This is a genomic window from Burkholderia sp. IT-111MI5 (assembly GCF_949752865.1).
GTDB classification, from domain to species: domain Bacteria; phylum Pseudomonadota; class Gammaproteobacteria; order Burkholderiales; family Burkholderiaceae; genus Burkholderia; species Burkholderia pyrrocinia_C.
The window spans coordinates 186,562-205,327 of record NZ_CATKIF010000033.1 but is presented as its reverse complement, the minus strand read 5'-3'; the positions used below and the strand labels follow the sequence as shown (position 1 = coordinate 205,327).

General features: G+C 61.1%; 13 protein-coding genes and 1 pseudogene. 13 read left to right on the top strand and 1 reads right to left on the bottom strand.

What is annotated here, in order from left to right; genetic code table 11:
- Positions 1-48 precede the first annotated feature (48 nt).
- The 13 genes and pseudogenes from ACM6JT_RS22750 to ACM6JT_RS22690 all read left to right on the top strand — a co-directional run.
- A complete protein-coding gene (locus tag ACM6JT_RS22750) occupies positions 49-576 on the top strand; it encodes a fimbrial protein (RefSeq protein WP_414857349.1) in 528 nt (175 codons plus the stop codon).
- Between the two features lie 99 nt (positions 577-675).
- Positions 676-1,437: a molecular chaperone gene (locus ACM6JT_RS22745; protein ID WP_175769860.1), complete on the top strand. Its 762-nt coding sequence runs from the start codon at positions 676-678 to the stop codon at positions 1,435-1,437.
- Between the two features lie 187 nt (positions 1,438-1,624).
- Positions 1,625-4,279: a fimbria/pilus outer membrane usher protein gene (locus tag ACM6JT_RS22740; RefSeq protein WP_414857492.1), complete on the top strand. Its 2,655-nt coding sequence runs from the start codon at positions 1,625-1,627 to the stop codon at positions 4,277-4,279.
- A gap of 72 nt (positions 4,280-4,351) precedes the next feature.
- Positions 4,352-4,912, top strand: a complete 561-nt coding sequence (locus ACM6JT_RS22735; protein ID WP_244110371.1) for a fimbrial protein — start codon at positions 4,352-4,354, stop codon at positions 4,910-4,912.
- Positions 4,913-5,246: 334 nt separating this feature from the next.
- Positions 5,247-5,780, top strand: coding sequence for a type VI secretion system contractile sheath small subunit (gene tssB, locus ACM6JT_RS22730; RefSeq protein ID WP_175769858.1), 534 nt, complete (start codon positions 5,247-5,249; stop codon positions 5,778-5,780).
- Positions 5,781-5,826: 46 nt separating this feature from the next.
- Complete coding sequence (gene tssC, locus ACM6JT_RS22725) at positions 5,827-7,329, top strand: type VI secretion system contractile sheath large subunit (RefSeq protein WP_175769857.1); 1,503 nt, start codon at positions 5,827-5,829, stop codon at positions 7,327-7,329.
- Positions 7,330-7,433: 104 nt separating this feature from the next.
- Positions 7,434-7,913 carry an Hcp family type VI secretion system effector gene (locus ACM6JT_RS22720; protein ID WP_175769856.1) on the top strand — a complete coding sequence of 160 codons (480 nt, stop codon included), beginning with the start codon at positions 7,434-7,436 and terminating at the stop codon, positions 7,911-7,913.
- Positions 7,914-8,032: 119 nt separating this feature from the next.
- Entirely contained in the window at positions 8,033-8,578 is a 546-nt protein-coding gene (tssJ, locus tag ACM6JT_RS22715; protein ID WP_175769855.1) for a type VI secretion system lipoprotein TssJ, read from the top strand.
- A gap of 5 nt (positions 8,579-8,583) precedes the next feature.
- A complete protein-coding gene (tssK, locus tag ACM6JT_RS22710; protein ID WP_414857348.1) occupies positions 8,584-9,933 on the top strand; it encodes a type VI secretion system baseplate subunit TssK in 1,350 nt (449 codons plus the stop codon).
- Positions 9,930-11,240, top strand: a complete 1,311-nt coding sequence (gene tssL, locus ACM6JT_RS22705; RefSeq protein WP_175769853.1) for a type VI secretion system protein TssL, long form — start codon at positions 9,930-9,932, stop codon at positions 11,238-11,240. The genes tssK and tssL overlap by 4 nt, the downstream gene beginning before the upstream one ends.
- Positions 11,241-11,253: 13 nt before the next feature.
- On the top strand, positions 11,254-15,243 hold the full coding sequence (gene tssM / locus ACM6JT_RS22700) for a type VI secretion system membrane subunit TssM (RefSeq protein WP_175769852.1): 3,990 nt from the start codon (positions 11,254-11,256) through the stop codon (positions 15,241-15,243).
- Positions 15,244-15,311: 68 nt separating this feature from the next.
- A complete protein-coding gene (locus ACM6JT_RS22695; protein WP_414857347.1) occupies positions 15,312-17,981 on the top strand; it encodes a type VI secretion system Vgr family protein in 2,670 nt (889 codons plus the stop codon).
- 78 nt (positions 17,982-18,059) lie between these two features.
- Positions 18,060-18,269: pseudogene (locus ACM6JT_RS22690) on the top strand (PAAR domain-containing protein); the annotation flags it as partial.
- Positions 18,270-18,543: 274 nt separating this feature from the next.
- On the opposite strand, the gene ACM6JT_RS22685 reads toward ACM6JT_RS22690, so the two are convergent.
- Positions 18,544-18,678 (bottom strand): hypothetical protein, encoded by a 135-nt coding sequence (locus tag ACM6JT_RS22685; RefSeq protein WP_414857497.1) that lies wholly within the window; start codon positions 18,676-18,678, stop codon positions 18,544-18,546.
- Positions 18,679-18,766: the final 88 nt, after the last annotated feature.

Sequence of the window (18,766 nt, the reverse complement as noted above, 5' to 3'; positions counted from 1 at the left end):
TCGGCGAGGGTGGTGTACTTGAGAAATGTAAAAAGAGGAATTCAATTGATGAAAGTGCAAGTCATGGGACTGATGATCGCGGTGGCGGGTATCTCCGCTGCACCGGCGGTTTTTGCAGCGGGTACGGGTACGGTTACTTTTAACGGAAAGCTTATTCAGGAAACCTGTCAGATCAATGCCGGTGACGTTAACAAGACCGTTACGTTGCCCACGATCTCTACGCAGTCTCTTACCGCGGCAGCTCAGACCGCCGGTTCGACGATGTTCGATATTTCCGTTACGCAGTGCCCGACGGATCTGACTTCCGTGTCGGCTCATTTCGAGACTGCCCACATGGATCCCGATACGCGCAATGCCACGAACCAAGCGCCGCCGGCGACGGCTGCGAACAACGTGCAGGTGCAATTGCTGGATCGCGACGGTACGACGCCGATTCTGCTCGGTAGTTCCGGTGCGCCCGTCGCCATCAGCGGCGGCGCCGCGAAGTTGAGTTATGGCGGTCAGTACTATGCGACCAACCAGACCACGGCAGGCGACGTGATGGCTGTCGTCAACTATACGCTGGCGTATCCGTAAGCTTAGCGACGAGAGTCGATCGGGCCGAGTCTTCGTTGCGAAGGCGCGGCCCGAATTTGGGCCCGGTGGCTCATCACGAAATGGATTCGCGTGCATTCAATGAAGTTTCATATTTTCGCCACGGTTGCCGTCGTTTGCGGCATGGCTGCGTCATCGGTGCCTGCTGCAGTCACGATTACCGGTACGCGCGTGATTTATCCCGCTCAAGATCGCGAAGTCAATGTCCGCGTCAACAACACCGATAGTCAACCGGCCCTGGTTCAGGCGTGGTTGGACGACGGCGATGTCGCCGCGGCACCGAACAAGATCAAGGTGCCGTTCGCGCTGTTGCCGTCGGTATTTCGCGTCGAACCGCACCGCGGGCAGGCGATGCGCATCATGTTTACGGGCGGCGACATGCCGAAGGATCGCGAGTCGATTTACTGGTTGAACGTACTCGAAATTCCTCCCAAGCCGCAGGCCGCGGACGGCCGAAACATGATTCAGTTTGCGTTTCGCACGCGGATCAAGATGTTCTATCGACCTAGTGCGTTGCAGGACGATCCGGTGGCGGGGCGCGATCGGTTCCGGTGGCATATCGCGTCGAACGAGCGCGGCGAGCAGGTTTTGCGGCTGGACAATCCATCGCCCTATTACGTGTCCTTCGGCAAGATCGAACTGGATGCGGGGAATGGCGTTGTCGCATTGAAGCCCGATATGGCGCCGCCGTTCGGTTACGTCGATTTCGTGCCGCAGGCGGGGAAGCTCGACGTCGGATCGGCGGCAAGCGTCTCTTATACGGTCCTGAACGATTTCGGTTCGGAAATCCGGGATTCGGCACAGATCGATCGTGCACGAAACGTAGAAGTACAGGATAACTAAGAGGTATGGCGGCGGAATGTGCGGTATACGAGGTAGTGACGCGGAGGTTGGGGGGGCGCGAGGTGCTGCACCGTTTCGAGGGAGTCCGGTCGCACGGGCGGTGGTCGTGGCATTAGGTTGCTGGGCATTTCCTGTCGGCGCGACCGAGGTATCCGACCGCTCCGGGCCGGTGCCGATCGGCGAGCGGATGGATTCCGGAACACGAGCGGAGGCTGCAAGCGGGAGCGGGCCGGCGCCGGGTGGCGGTGAAGCTCCGAAGGCGATGATATTCAATCCCGCGTTTTTTACGGGCGACGTCGCCGATCTTTCGCGCTATACGCACGGCAATCCTGTTGCGCCCGGGCTTTATCCGCTCGAAGTATTCGTGAACGGAAAAGGGCGTGGACGGTTCGACGTACTGTTTCAGGCCGTGCCGGATTCGGACATCGCAGCCCCGTGCTTCACGCTATCGGACCTCGACCGGCTGGGCGTCAATGCCGGACGCGTGGGGCGGCGGCTCCATGCCGCGAGCGACGGCGGCGGCGAAAGTGACGGCGACGACGACGACGATCGCGATGCCGCGTCGCTCCCGCCGCGGTGCGTTCCGCTTTCCGTGTCCGTGCCGGATTCGATCGCGACGTTCAATTCCGCGGATCTGAAGCTCGATCTGTCGATCCCCCAACTCGAGTTGCGCAGGGAGGTCGTCGGTTATGTCGATCCCGCGCGCTGGGACAACGGAATCGACGCGGGCCTCCTGCAATACAGCCTCGCAAGCTATACGAGCCATCAGAATAATGGCGGCGCAGATCTGGGCAGCGTCTTTTGGGGCCTGCAATCCGGTATCAACGTCAAAGGCTGGCGGCTCAGGCAGCGATCGACAGCGACTTGGTACAACCGGTCGGCCGGCACGCGCTGGCAAAGTGTCGCGCTCTACGCGCAGCATGACGTGACGGCGCTCAAAAGTCAGCTGACGATCGGCGATAGCGCCACGAGCGGCGACGTGTTCGATTCGTTCAATGTTCGCGGCGTCCGGCTTTCCAGCGACGATCGCATGTTGCCGGATTCGATGCGGGCGTACGCGCCCGTCGTGCGCGGCGTGGCCGAAACCAATGCGCTGGTCACGGTTCGGCAGAACAGCGTCGTCGTGACCGAGATCAGCGTGCCGCCCGGCCCGTTCGAGCTGAGCGATTTGCCTGCGACGGGCTATGGGGGCGATCTCGAAGTGACGGTGATGGAAGCGGACGGCCGCAAGCGAACCTTTCTCGTGCCGTTCGCATCGGTGCCGCAACTGCTGCGACCGAGCGTGTCGCGTTTCAACGTGACCGTCGGCGCTTATCGCGATACGGTGACCAATATCCATCCGTGGGTTGCCCAGGTCGTTTATCAGCGCGGTTTCACGAACTTGTTGACGGGCTATACCGGCGGTCAATTCTCCGACGGATATTGGGCTGGCCTGGTCGGTGTCGCTTTCAACACGCCGCTGGGCGCCTTGGCACTCGACATGACGACGGCCGGCACGCAATTGCCGAGTCAGTCGGGCGGGCGTCCCGGTTACAGCATGCGAATCAGCTATAGCAAGCTCGTTCCCGGCATGAAAACGAATGTCTCCGTCGCCGCGTATCGCTATTCGACCGAGCGATTCTACAGTTTGCGCGATGCGATCTATGCACGCCATGGCGCGGCCGGAATCGACGGCTGGTACGACTATCGGACGCGAAGCCGGTTGCAGCTGAATGTCAGCCAGCCGGTCGGAAAGGCGAGTTCGTTCTACGTATCGGGCAGTTCGCAGAACTATTGGGGGGGAGGAAAGGGTTATGACCTCCAGTATCAAGTCGGTTTCAACAGTTCGTTCGGCCGCATCTCGTACTCGCTGTATGCGGAGCGCGCGCGCATGCAGAACGGGCAGGCCAATACGCAGATCGGCGCGAACTTCACCATTCCGCTGGGCACGGCTGCTTCGAACGCGCGTCATGCATTCGACTATCTGACGAGCAACCTGTCTCATAGCTCGGGCGGCGACAGCGCGATTCAGGTTTCGGCGTCGGGCAATACGGTCGGCACCACGCCGCTCAACTACGGCATCAACGCTTCGCGCATCGTGTCTGCCGACAACCGGACGATTTCCGCGGGCAGCTATCTGGTTTATCGGGCGCCGTTCGGTACCTACAACGGGAATGCGTCGATCGGCAACCGGACACGTCAAGCGGCATTCAACGCCGATGGCGCGATTGTCATGCACGACGGCGGCGTGACGCTGAGCCCGCCGCTCGGCCAGGCTTTCGCGCTCGTCGAGGCGAAGGGCGCGAAGGGCGGGCGGATCGTCAACGGTCAGGGGGCACGGATCGATCGGAACGGTTACGCGGTGCTGCCGTCGCTGACGCCCTATCGCGTCAATACGATTGCGCTCGATCCGAGCGACGTGCCGCTGGACGTGGAACTCGGAAACACGAGCGAGGAAGTCGTGCCACGGGCCGATTCGCTGGTGAGGGTGAAGATCGCGACCGTGCAGGGCACGCCCGTGTTTGCCGAAATCGAAGATCGGGAGGGCAATGCGCTGCCGATGGGCACCGAACTGTTCGACGAAGACGGAAAACCCGTCGGTGTCGTCGGTCAGGGAGGCGTCGCCTATTTGCGCGGCCTCGAAAAGCAGGGCAAGTTGCTGGCGCGTTGGGGCGATCGCCCGGACGAACAGTGTGCGCTGATCTATGCGTTGCCCGACGGCGACGACGCGGACAACAGCGGGAGCGTTGCCGCTATTGCTCGTATCAAGCTCGGCTGCGATTCGGCGTCGACGGTGCCGCCATCGGTGGAGCATCCCGTGAGTCACACATCGGCGACGGATGTCGTCGGCATATCGAACTGACGGGCAGATGATGGTCAAGCAAGCGGTCTCGGAGATAAACCGAAAAGTGGTCTCGGCAGTGGAGGTGGGGGAATGAAGAACAGGGGGAATGGCCGCCGGATCGCCGGTGCGATGCGTGGCCTGATTGCGGGCACGATGCTCGTGCCGCTTGCCGCAGGCGCGCAGTCGTCTCCTTCGGTGATGCTCAATTTCACCGGGAACTATCTCACGTCTACATGTCGGGTCGTGGGTGCGCCGGACATGACGGTCACGTTGCCGACCGTTTCGACGCAATCGCTGTCCGCATCGGGAGCGACGGCGGGCGACACGGTCTTTACCATCATCGTGCAATGCGAAAGCGAGATGGCGAATGCGCGGGTCTACTTCGAACGTGGTACGTCGACCGATCCGGTTAGCGGCCATCTGAATCCGCAACCAGTATCCGGCGAGACGTCGGCAACCAACGTGCAGGTGAGGCTCGCCAATTCGGACGGTTCGCCGATCAAGGTCGGCGATCGCAGCACGATGCAGATCGTTCCGATTACATCGACGAATCCGACGCCGATCAACTTCATCGCGAGCTACTACGCGACGGGGAAAACCACGGCCGGAACGGTGAACACGTTCGTGACCTATGTGATCGAAACGCCCTGAATTTTCCGAAACGACGCATTGCGCGGCGGCGTCGATATCGATCTGACTGGCGGTAGTCTCGTCGGGCTGCTCGAAGCGAGAGGTGCGAGCGGCAATTCCATGTTCGATGGAATCGTACGATTGCTCCCAAGAATCATCATTCTTATTTATGCAGGTATGCAGACGATATCGGCGTGTTATTTAGAAAATCAATCGAATGTATCTGGAAATTGGGCCGGCGCCCATGTTCGGAAGGGGGCGTCCTATCTACCATCCAGTATTGAAAAATATGCAACTTCAACGTGTTTTGTTGCCATTTCCATACTCCTTGAGCGATTAATGTCGCGGAGCACTCATGTCCGTTTCCAATAGTTCTCAAAAATTCATCGCGCGTAACCGCGCTCCCCGTGTCCAGATCGAATACGACGTGGAAATTTACGGGTCGGGAAAGAAGGTCGAGCTGCCGTTCGTCATGGGCGTGCTGGCCGATCTGTCGGGGAAGCCGCTCGAGCCGCTTCCGCCCGTCGGCGATCGCAGGTTCCTGGATATCGACGTCGACAATTTCGATGACCGGATGAAGGCGATGAAGCCGCGCGTCGCTTTCACGGTGCCCAACACGTTGACGAACGAGGGGCAATTGATGGTCGATATGACGTTTGAGGGCATGGAGGATTTTTCGCCGGCCGCCGTGGCTCGGAAGGTCGACGCGCTGGCTCAGTTGCTCGAGGCGCGGACGCAGCTCGCCAACCTGCAAACGTATATGGACGGCAAGGCCGGTGCGGAGGGGTTGGTCAGTCAGCTTTTGAAGGATCCGGCATTGCTCGACGCGCTGGCAAAAGCGCCGAAACCGCAACCGGAATCTGCCGACGCTTCGTCGAGCCACGATTGAATGCCGCTCGCCTGTCGATAAAACCACGCCCAGAGAGGGAGAAGTAATGATCGAAGTTCAATCACGGGCCGGCGTCGAAGCGATGCCGGGCATGGCGAGCCAGTCCGAATTCAACGCGTTGCTGTCGCGTGAATTCAAGCCGAAGACCGAGCGTGCGCGCGAGGTCGTCGAAAGCGCGGTTCAGACGCTCGCGCAGCAGGCGCTGTCGATGTCCGTGACGATCTCGGACGACGCGTACAAAAGCATCGAATCGATTATCGGCGAGATCGACCGGAAGTTGTCCGAGCAGATCAACCTGATCCTGCATCACGAGGAATTCCAGCAACTCGAAAGTGCATGGCGCGGCCTGCACTATCTCGTCTCGAACACCGAAACGGACGACAAGCTCAAGATTCGATTCATCGACGTATCGAAAGAAGAGATGCGTCGCACCATGAAGCGCTTCAAGGGTATGACGTGGGATCAAAGTCCGCTTTTCAAGCAGATCTACGAGGAAGAGTACGGTCAACTGGGCGGGGAGCCGTACGGTTGCCTCGTGGCCGACTACCACTTCGATCACACGTCGTCGGACGTCGATCTGCTCGCATCGATCGCGAAGGTTGCGGCGGCATCGCATGCGCCGTTCATCACCGGCGCCGCGCCGTCGGTTCTGCAGATGGATTCGTGGCAGGAGCTGGCGAATCCACGCGATCTGACGAAGATCTTTACGCAAAACCTCGAGTATGCACCGTGGAATGCACTGCGCAATTCCGAGGATGCACGCTATATCGGTCTGGCGATGCCGCGTTTCCTGTCGCGGCTGCCGTATGGAATGAAAACGAATCCAATCGATGAATTCGGTTTCGAGGAGGCGACGGACGGATCGGATCATCGCAAATACGTGTGGTCGAACGCGGCCTACGCACTCGCCGTCAATATCAATCGCTCGTTTAAGCAGTATGGCTGGTGCACGCTGATTCGCGGCGTGGAAAGTGGCGGTGTCGTGGAGAACCTGCCGTGCCATACCTTCCCGACCGACGATGGCGGCGTCGACATCAAGTGCCCGACGGAGATTGCTATTTCTGATCGCCGTGAGGCGGAACTGGCGAAGAACGGTTTCATCCCGTTGGTCCATCGCAAGAATACCGACTACGCGGCCTTCATCGGCGCTCAGTCTTTGCAGAAGCCGGCGGAATACCCGGATCCCGACGCGACCGCGAACGCGAATCTGTCGGCTCGCCTGCCGTATCTGTTTGCCTGTTCGCGGTTTGCGCATTACCTCAAATGCATCGTGCGAGACAAGGTCGGCTCCTTCAAAGGACGCGACGAGATGCAGCAGTGGCTCAACAAATGGGTGATGAGCTATGTCGACGGCGATCCGGCGAATTCGTCTCAGGAAACCAAGGCGCGTCGGCCGCTAGCCGATGCTCAAGTCGTGCTCGAGGATGTCGAAGGGAACCCCGGCTATTACCAGGCAAAGTTCTTCCTGCGTCCGCATTTCCAACTCGAGGGGTTGACGGTGTCGCTTCGCCTCGTTGCGAAGCTGCCGCTCGTCAAGGATGTGACTTGAGTCGATATAGATCGCCCAGCGATTGAGCGATGGACAGGCGCTCATTAAATATGCCTGATTCCAATGAGTCATTTTGCAACTAGATTTGTATTAAGGAGTATTTCATGGCGGCAGATGTATTTCTCAAATTCGATGGCATCGAAGGCGAATCGCAAGACAAGCATCATCAGGACGAGATCGAGGTTGCGAACTGGTCGTGGAATGTGACTCAGCAGTCCAACATGCATGCCGGCTCGGGTGGCGGCGCCGGTCGCTCGAAGATCGAGGATGTTACGTTCCGGCACTTCGTCGACCGTGCAACGCCGAATTTGGTTGACTATTGTGTGCGAGGCAAGCATGTCAAGAGCGCAACGCTCTGCACGCGTCGAGCGGGTCAGAATCCTCAGGAATACGTGACTCTGAAAATGGAGGATGTGCTGATTACGTCGGTGAAGATGCTCGGCAAGAGTAACGTCGACGATCGCCTGGAAGAAGAAGTGACGCTGTCGTTTTCGAAGTTTGAATACGAGTACAAGCCGCAAGGCGAGAGCGGTGGGGACAAGGGGGCGATTGCGCGGTCGTTTGATATCAAGGCGAATGCCTGATTCGCACGTTTTCCCTAGGCAGTACCCAACGCGCCAAACTTAAGGCGAGTTGAATCAAAAGCGTCGATCGGGATGCATGGCCTCCTGATCGACGCGCACGATTTCTCCGACGATCTCACATGGTTCAGAATGTCTTGCCCTGTCTCGCGACAGGAATGCGTATTCCGGGTTGCCTGGTCGTTTTGATCACCGCGATGGGACTGGCCGCGTGCAGCACCACGCCAACCCCGGTTGTCAAGGAGCGGACGAATCTTCAACTGAGGATGACCGCAAGCGATCACGTTAATCCGAACGAGTGGGGAGAAGCCGCGCCGATCCTGATACGCGTCTATGAGCTGAAGTCGGCGACGGCCTTCGAAACGGCCGATTATTTCACGCTGCAAAGCGACGCGCGGAAGGCCATCGCGGACGATGCGCTGGTCGTCGATGAATTCATCCTGCGCCCGGGCGACGAGCGGGATCTGATCCGCAAATCGAATTCGGCCACGACGGCGATCGGCGTGCTGGCCGGCTATCGCGATCTCGGAAAATCCGTCTGGCGCGCGGTTTATCGGCTGCCGGCCGCGCCCGACGTCTCATGGTACAGAGCGGTCCTCCCTGACAGGAAGCAGAAACTGATCGTACGCTTCGACAGGAATGCTGTTTCGATTTCGAAATCGGATTAACCGAGATGAGTGGGTATAACAAAGTTGTCTGGAGTGAGGGGCTTTTCTTGCGCCCTCAACTGTTTCAGCAGCAAGAGCGGTATTTCGAATCGCTCGCGCATCGGCGCAGCGCGCCCCTGAGCCCGTTCTTCTGGGGTTTCAGCCGCTACGACATCGATCGGGAAGCGTTGGCATTCGGCAAACTGGCGCTCAAGTCCGGCTCGGGCGTGTTTCCGGACGGCACGCCGTTCGACGTCCCCGGCATGACGCCGCTGCCGCCGCCGCTGACCGTCGGGCCTGAGCATCAGGGGCAACTGATTTTTCTCGCGCTTCCGTTGCGGTTACCGCATACCGAGGAAATCGCGTTCACGGACGACGAAGGGTCGCAGGCACGTTACGTCGCGTACGAGACGGAATTGCGCGACAGCAACGCAATCGGCCAGGGACCGCAACCGGTGCAACTCGCGAATTTGCGTTTGCGCCTGCTTCCGGAGAAGGAGCTGACGCAGTCGTGGATCGGCATCGCGCTGACGCGCGTGCAGGCGCTGCATTCCGGCGGGGCCGTGTCGCTGCACGATGCCGACCATATTCCGCCCGTTACCGGCTACGGCGCGAATCCGCTGCTGCGCGACTGGGCGACGCAGCTGCACGGCCTGGCGAAACTGCGTGCCGACGCGCTGGCGTCGCGCCTGTCGGGCGCCGATCCTCGGGCGGGTGCGACGGCCGAAGTCGGCGACTATCTGATGCTACAGGTGCTCAATCGCTATGAGCCGCTGCTCGAGCATATGTGCCGGGTCGACGAGATCGCGCCCGTCGATTTGTATCGCGAGCTAGCCCTGTTCGCCGGCGAGCTCTCCACGTTCGTCCGTCCGCAGACGCGGCGCCCCGTTGCGGCGCCCGGATACGAGCACGCGCAGCTTTACCGGAGCATCAAACCGCTGGTCGACGAGGTGCATCATCTGCTGAATCAGGTGCTGATTCGCAGCGCCCAGCCGATCATGCTCACGGAGCAGGCACACGGTATCCGTACGGCGGCGGTTTCGTCGGGCGAGTTGGCGACCTATTCGAGCCTCGTGCTCGCCGCCGGCGCTCAGATGCCGTCCGAACTGTTGCAGAAACAATTCCTCTCGCAAACAAAGATAAGTCAGCCTAACTATATTACGGAGCTGATTCGATCGCACTTGCCGGGGTTGCCGATGGCTCCGCTGCCGGTGCCGCCGCGACAGATTCCGTTTCATTCGGGATTCGTCTATTTTGAACTGTCGCGCACGGGTCCGCTATGGGAGCAGATCGTGCGGCACGGCGGTTTGGCGATGCATGTCGCCGGGCACTTTCCTGAACTCAAACTTGAACTGTGGGGCGTGCGTCAAAAATGAGTACAGAAACGTACGGCAACTTCGACTTCCTGTCGGAGCCGGGCGCCGCCATGCTAGGCAACGTGCCGCCCTCGGCATTTTCCGCCGGGCGCATTCCCGACCCGGAACCGGGCATCGATCCGGCGGCGTTCGATCCGCCGGAAGATTCTCAAGCCCGTGTCGAGCGCGTGCGTGCTGCCCGCAATCCATTGCTCGAAGTCGCGCAACCGCTGCTGCGCATGCTGGCCGACATGCCGGCGTCGCTGGACTCGCTCGCGGCGGTTACCGGCCTGCGCCAACTTATCGCTCGCGAAGTCACCGTGTTCGGCAGCGTCTGCGACAAGGCGAGCTTGCCGTGGACGCACCTGGCCGCGGTGCGTTATGCATTGTGCACGGCGCTCGACGAAGCTGCGAGCCGGACGCAATGGGGTAGAGGCATATGGGCGGAGCACGGTTTGCTGGTTGCGTTCGAAGGCGAAGCGGATGGCGGCGAGAAGTTTTTTCTGCTGATCGGCCGGATGGCGGCGGATCCGGACGAGTACATCGACGTGCTGGAGGTGATGTACCACATCCTCAGTCTCGGATTCGAGGGCCGTTACAGCGTCGTTCCGGACGGCCATCGCCATCTGGAGCAAATCCGGCAGCGGCTGCGGTCGCTGGTCGGCGACGCGCGCGGCACGACGCACGCCGAGCTGTCGCCGCATTGGCGCGGCGAGGCGCCGGGGAAGATGCGGATCCTGAAAAGCCTGCCGGTCTGGGCGACTGCCGGCACCGCGGCGTTGATCGTGTTCGCGTTGTTCGCCTGGTACAAGTACCTGCTGTTGTCGCACGGTGAAGCGGTCGAAGCCGGGATTCTCGCGATCGGGCAGATCGATCCGGTGCGTATACCGATTGCTCACGAGCGGCTGCGCCTGTCGTCGCTGTTGAAGGACGAAATCGCCAGCGGCGCGGTGGCGGTCGACGAGGGCGAGCGCGGCAGCATGATCGTGTTCAGAGGGGACGATATGTTCCGGCCGGGGCAGAGTGCGCCGCGCCCGGCGCTGGAGCCGATCCTGCGGAAGATTGCGCAGAAGATCGAGCGCGTGAAGGGGCGGGTCGTCGTCACGGGGCATTCCGACAATCAACCGATCCAAACCAGAGAATTCCCAAATAACCGAGTGTTGTCCGAACGGCGTGCGGCGCTCGTCGCGGACATCCTGAAGTCGCATGGCGTGTCCGCCGATCGCGTCACGTCGATCGGCAAGGGCGACGCCCAGGCCGTCGCGAACAACGCCACCGCGGATGGCCGTGCCCGTAATCGACGCGTGGAAATCTTCGTCGAGGAATAAAGAGAAAGTCTGAATGCAATACTTGAATCGCCTCCTGAAGAGCGTTTTGTCGCGCCGGGCGCTGATGATCGTAGCGGCTATCGTGACCGCCGCGGCCATTTGGTTTGTCGGTCCGTTGGTCGCGTTCGGCGATCTTCACCCGCTCGAGTCGGTCCTGTCCCGCGCGCTATCGATCGCCCTGCTGCTTGTGACACTGTTATTCGGACTGTTCGGCTGGTCGTACGGGTTCATCGTCGGCGCGCTCGCTTGTACCGCGCTGTGGTACTTCGGCCCGTCGCTTCGATTCGGAGAGGTGCATCCGCTCGAGGAGCGGTGGTCCCGGATCGTGTTGATCTCGATTCTGCTTGCGTGCTACGCGATATATGGGCTTTATCGCTTCTGGAAGGCGCTGCGCGGCAACGATGCGCTGCTGCAGCGGATCTTGAATCCGCAGGCAGAGGCATCGGACACGAGCCCCCGGCAGCATGACGAAATCCGCGTCGTCGAATCGAAGATTACGAAAGCGCTCGAGAAACTCAAGCGCATTCGCGGCGGGAGATCAGGTCTGGCCCGTCTGCTGGAAAGGCAACGCCATCTCTACAAGCTGCCCTGGTACATGGTGCTGGGGGCGGAGGAAGCCGGAAAGACCACGCTGATCCTGAATTCGGGCCTCGAATTCCCCGAGGCCGATCAGATGGCCCACGCGTCGAAGAAACGGCGCGCAAGAACGGCGAACTGCGACTGGTGGTTCACGAACAAGGCGGTATTGATCGATACCGCGGGGCGCTACGCGGTTCAGCACGCGCCGGCGCAGGACGATGGATCCGGGGATGACCGGGCGCGTGTCAACGCAGTGGAGTGGCGCGGTTTTCTCGCGCAGCTGCACAAACGGAGATCGCGGGCGCCGATCAATGGGGTGCTGCTGACCGTTTCGGTCGAAACCTTGCTGACCCGCTCGGTGTCCGAGCGCGAGACGTTCGCCGCGTCGATGCGCGCGCGGCTGGACGAGCTGTATGGCGATCTCGGCGTCCGGGTTCCGATCTATATGGTGGTAACGAAGCTCGACTTGCTGCCCGGGTTCTGCGAGTACTTCGATGCGCTGACGGTGGAAGATCGCGAGCAGGTTTTCGGCTTCACGCTGCCCTATCGCGACGACGATCCGCGGCACGGCGACGATCAGCTTCGCCTGGATTGTGCGGTCGAACTGGGCGAACTGGAACGGCGCATCGAGGATGGCATCGATGCGCGACTGAAAGAGGCATACGAGGTCGAGCGTCGCAAGAAACTCTATGCGCTGCCGTCCGAGTTCCGCAGCGTGTGCGCGGAACTGAACGAGCTGATTTCGCAGGTGTTTCTGGATTCGACGTACGACGATACGCGGCTGCACGGCATGTTGCGTGGCGTCTATTTCACGAGCGCAGCGCAAAACCAGGAGCAGGTGACGGCCGACGTTTCGACGGTGATGCAGCGGCTGCGCCGGGGCCTGGCAATGGTGCGCGGCGACGACACGGCGGCGGACAGGCCTGCGTCCGGTCGCACGGAACCCGTCGGGCATCGCGGCTATTTCGTGCGCAATCTGTTTCGGCACGTCATCGTGACCGAAGGGCACCTCGTTCGTCCCAATCGTCGCTGGGAGATGCGTTTCCATGCGTTGCGACTGGTCGGGCATCTGACGGTGGTCGTCGTGGCGGTGTGGGTGGTCGGCTCGCTTTTCTGGAGCTTCGAGAACAATCGGGAATATCTTGCCGCTGTCGATCGGAAGGCCGAAGCGCTTGCGTCGCGCGTTGCCGCTTCCGGCAACAAGATGCCGCTCGATGCGATGGCGCTCGTGCTGTCCGCAGCCCACGATCTGCCGAAGTTCGATGACCTGAATCCGGACGCGCTCGGAATCACGTGGCGTTACGGAATGTATACGGGCCGGGCCGTGCGCGATGTCGCAGACAAGACGTATCGAAGCCTGCTGCATCGGATGCTGCTGCCGGAGATCGCCGGCCGGATCGAGTCGGTGCTGGCCAGCGAGATCGATGCCGGGAATGCGGACGACGCTTACCGTACGCTGTCGGTCTACCTGATGCTGGGCGATCGTTCGCACTACGATCCGAAGGCGATCAAGGTCTGGGTGACTAGCGACTGGGAGAACGGGAAGATCGTCGCTTCGCCGAAGTCGCTCGACATCATGACGCACCATCTCGATGCGTTGCTCGCGGACGGCATGCCTGTCATGCCCGCGAAATCGCTCGACCTGCAGCTCGTCAAGCGCGCCCGTGATTTCCTCGGACGCGTTCCTGCGCCGGGGCGGCTTTATGAGCGCGCGATCGCCGCGATGGCCGGACAGGCGCCGGAGAACGTCACGATGAGCCGCGCGGCGGGCCCGCAGGCTTTGCTGGTTCTCGCGCTGGCCGAAGGATCGACACTCGAACGGGGGATTCCGGGGCTTTATACCTACGAAGGCTATCGCGAGGTGTTCGACAAGCGGCTGCCCGAGTTTCTCGACCGGACGCGAAAGCAGGACGCGTGGGTCATGGGGCAGGCGGACGGGCTGCTGGCGCGGTCGGTATCGCTGGCGAACGGCAACGCGCTGCGTTCCGGCAAGGACGAACTGAGCGACGAGATTCGACGCCAGTATCTAACCGACTACGGCAATTATTGGCGGCGATTCGTCGACGATGTCAGGCTGGTGACGGGGGATGACGATCTGCCGTCGCTCGACATGCAGACGCTTCGCATGCTCGCCGCGCCCGATTCGCCGCTCGTTCGGCTCGTGCGCACGATCGTGTCCGAGACGTCGCTCGCGGTGAACGACGGTGCGGCCGAACCGTCGCTTGCCGATGCCGCGATGACACAGGCTGCCAAGGCCGGAACGGGCGGCATCGCGCGAGCGGCGCGTGCCGCCGGTGCGATGGGTGCGGCGATGGACGCGGGCCGTCCTTCGCAGCGGAAGATGGAGCGGGAGCTGGTCGACGATCGCTTTGCCGAATTGCGGGACATCGTGACCGGAAGGCGCGTTTTCGACGGCAGGGCGACGATGATGCGCGCATCGTCCGACGGCGGCGACCTGCCGCGTCTCGACGGCGTCGTCGGTCTCGTCGGCAGGGAGTATATGCGTCTGTCGATGATCAACGATGCACTGGCGAGCGGCAGCATGCCGCCGGCGGAAAGTCTTCGCTCCGCAATGCAGTTCGAGGCGGAGACGTTGCCGGCGCCGCTGCGCGCGGTGCTCGGGAGCATTGCATCGCGATCGAGCGAACAGGTGGAGAGCGGCGTCAGGTCGTTGCTGGCATCGCAGATCGATTCGAGCGTCGGCGCACAGTGCCGCAGCGTGATCGAAGGCAAGTATCCGTTCGCGGACAGCATACAGGAGGTCGATATCGATGACTTCAACCGTATGTTCGCAGCGGGTGGACTATTCGACGATTTTTTCCGGAAAACGCTGGCAAATCGCGTAGATACCGATGCCCGACCGTGGCGTTACAAGCCGGTTGCATCGGGCGTGCCGCCGATGCGGGAGCCGGACCTCGCGTCGTTCGAGCATGCGGCCGCGATTCGCCAGACATTCTTTCGCGATCCCGGCGCGGCCCGGATGTCATGGAAGATGGGGTTCAAGGTCGTGTCGATGGATCCGGAAATTTCGGATCTGCTGATCGACATCGACGGACAGAGCACGCGCTATGCGCACGGTCCGGTCACGACGATTCCCGTCACGTGGCCCGGGCCGCGCGGCGGAGCGGTGGCCGGCATCACTGCCAACCCGCGCATTCGTCCGGACACGTCGACCCTCGTGGCCGAAGGGCCGTGGGCATTGCTTCGCTTGATCGACCGGGCGCGCGTGACGTCGACGTCGTCGGCGAACCGCAACGTCGCGGATTTCGCATTTGACGGCCGCCATGCGGCGCTCGAATTGACATCGGGCAACCATTCCGGGCTGCAACTGCTCGATTTGTTGAGGCGCTTTCGTTGCCCGGGCAGCGAAAGCACCCGTCGGACGGACGCTTATGCGTTGCTTCGGTTCGACACTGCCCGATAGCGCGTTCGGCCCGCTCATTCGGCAATCTTAACCATATAGTTTTCGACGAACACGATTTAGAGGTGTGCATGGCAGACAATTCAAATGAAGTCACGGCGTTTAGTAGGCGATTGGATGAGGCGGAAAAGCGGGAAAATAAAATCGAACCGGAACGCTCCGGCGATACGTTCCTTCAGGAGCGCGTCGTTGCGATCTTCGGCGAAGCGGTTCCGGAGATACTGAAAAAACCCGCATTGAAATTCATGTCGCTGCGCGGCCGCGAACGCATTGGCGAGCTGTTCGAATACGAGCTGATGGTGCGTACGCCGGACGATTTCACGATATCCGCCGAAGCCGGTGCCAATATCGATCTGAAAGCGGTGCTGGGCAAGGAGATGACCGTTTCGGTGATGTCGGACCAGAAGAGCGACTCGACGAACGGGAAGAAACCCGTCGTATCGCGCGAAATCACGGGGGTGATCGCGAAGGCGGAATATGTGCGTCCGGAGGGGCGGTACAACGTCTATCGCGGCATGCTGCGCCCGTGGCTGTGGCTGGCGACGTTGACGACCAAATTCAGGATCTTCCAGGACAAGACCGTCGTCGAGATCATCGACGAGGTCTTGAAGAGCTATCCGTATCCGGTCGAGAAACGGCTCGACGTTCGCCGCTACGGCAAGCTCGGCGAGAGCGCGCGTAACGAACCGCGCGCCTTTCAGGTTCAGTACGGCGAATCCGATTTCGACTTCATCCAGCGGCTGATGGAGGAATGGGGGATTTACTGGTTTTACGAGCATGCCGACGGCAAGCATCTGCTGGTTCTGTGCGACCACGTCAACGGGCATAGAAAATCGCCGAATTCGGCGTACCACCAGCTGGCGTTCCAGCCGCAAGGCGGCAAGACCGATGCCGAATATGTGATGGATTTTTCGCTGGCGGAAACGTTGTGCACCGGCCGCTATGCAACAAACGACTTCGATTTCATGCGCGTTGGGATGGATCTTCGGGCGAGCAGCAGGCAGCCTCGCGAGACGAACTGGAACAAGCTGGAACGCTATGAATGGCCGGGCGATTACACCGACAGAGCGCACGGAGAACTGCTGGCGCGCACGCGGATGGAGGAGTTGCGCGCGCCGGGCACCCGTGCGACGGGCGAAGGCAATTTGCGCGGCCTGTCGTGCGGTCAGATATTCGAGTTGAACGGACACAAGCACGATGCCGCGAACGACAAGTATCTCGTCATCGAGACGCGCCTCGAATTGAGCGTCAACCCGGACGAATCGGGCAGCGGCTACGAATATACGTGCAACAACCGCTTCGAGGTTCAGCCGACGAGCGAGGCGTTCAGGTTGCCGCGGCTGACGCCGAAACCGCGTGTCAGCGGCCCGCAGTCGGCGATCGTCGTGGGGCCGCCGGGAAATGAAATCTGGACCGACGAGTTCGGTCGCGTGATGGTCCGCTTTCCGTGGGACGTCTCTCCGACATCGACTTCCTGCTGGATTCGGGTGAGCCAGGCCTGGGCCGGCGAGGGATTCGGCGGGATGTGCATTCCGCGCATCGGGCAGGAGGTCATCGTCGATTTCTGGAATGGCGATCCCGACCGCCCGCTGATCACGGGGAGCCTGTACAACACGCGGACGATGCCGCCATGGGAACTGCCCGGTAACGCGACGCAGAGCGGTCTGATGAGCCGGTCGCTCGGCGGCGGTCTCAATAATTTCAACGGCATTCGTTTCGAAGACAAGGCCGGCAGCGAAGAATTCATGATTCAGGCGGAAGGTGTCATGAATCGCCTGACGAAAATTCATGAATCGCATGTAGTGGGCGCGAACTTGTCGGTGGGCGTGGGATTGACGTACGGCATCAATGTGGGTGCGGCGCACAGCGTTGCCGTGGGCGGCGCGTACTCGAACCATGTGCTCGGCGCGGCAAGTTACGTGGTGGGGATGACGCAATCGGTGTCGATCGGAGGGGCTGAGTCGACGACGATCGGCGGAACGTCTGCACTGTCGGTCGGTAGCGTGCGCGCCGTCACGGTTGGCGATAGCTATTCGCTGAATGTGGGCAGAGGGCTGAGCCTCGTATGCGGCTCGTCGTCGTTGACGATGACTTGCGACGGTAAGATCAAGCTGGCCGGAACGGAGATCAGCATCGAGGGCGACAATCGCGTCGTGATCAAGGGCATGCCGTTGGAGCTCAATCCCAGCGACAGCGATGAAAGCAGTCAATGTGGCAACGACACCGGCAGTGCCCTCGCAGGGTGCACTCCGCTCGTTCCGAGCATTCCCCCGCTTCCGCCGATCGTCGTTCCGGATTTGCCGGTCGGTGCCGTTATCGGTGCAGCCGCCGCAGTAGGCGCCGCTGCGGTGGACGTGATAGGAGTAGGCGCGGCGGTCGTTGCGCCGATTATACCGGTACCGATACCCGTACCGGTGCCGGTACCGACGCCAACACCGACACCGACACCGACACCGACACCGACACCGACACCAACACCGACACCGACACCGACACCGACACCGACACCGACACCGACACCGACACCGACACCGACACCGACACCGACACCGACACCGACACCGACACCGACACCGACACCGACACCGACACCAACACCAACACCGACACCGACACCGACACCGACACCGACACCGACACCGACACCGACACCGACACCGACGCCGACGCCGACGCCGACGCCGACACCAACGCCAACGCCAACTCCAACTCCCAGTTTTACGGAGCTTGCGGAGCAATAACACTTGCCGGTATTGGGTAGATCCGGATTGAAGGTAGTCCTGATCTATCCACTTGTTGTTTCGAGGAGAATATGCGTTATGTTTGAAGCAGCCCGCGTGGGAGATGCCGCCGGGTCGGGCGGTGAGATTACCTCCGGTTCGTCGACGGTCTTGATCAATGGAAAAGCAGCGGCGTTGGTCAGCGTGAGCGCGATGTCTTGTCGGCTGCATATATTTTCACAGGCGATCGATCAAGGCTCTCGCACCGTGTTGATCAACGATGTGCCGGCGGCACGGGTTGGAGACAAGACATCCTGTGACGAGTCGATCAATGCGGGTTCCCCGGATGTATTGATCGGAGATGGCGGCGGCGGGCGTTCCGCGCCGCCCGTTCCGGTCGTTCCTGCCATTCCGGTGGCTCCGATCGGTCCGATCCTGGTGCCGGATATTCTGAGATTGGTGGCCGGGGGTGCTGTTGATGCTGTCGGTGCCGTAGCCGCGGGTGTGACAGGTGTGGTGGCGGGCGTGATAGGTGTCGCAGGCGTGGTGATCGCTGCACCGATACCCATACCCGTACCGGTGCCTATACCGACACCGACACCGACACCGACACCGACACCGACACCGACACCGACACCGACACCGACACCGACACCGACACCGACACCGACACCGACACCGACACCGACACCGACACCGACACCGACACCGACACCAACGCCGACGCCGACGCCGAGTTTTACCGAGCTGGCGCAATCATAGTGCAGTGTTTTTCGATATGCATAACCTGACCCGATCGCCGCATA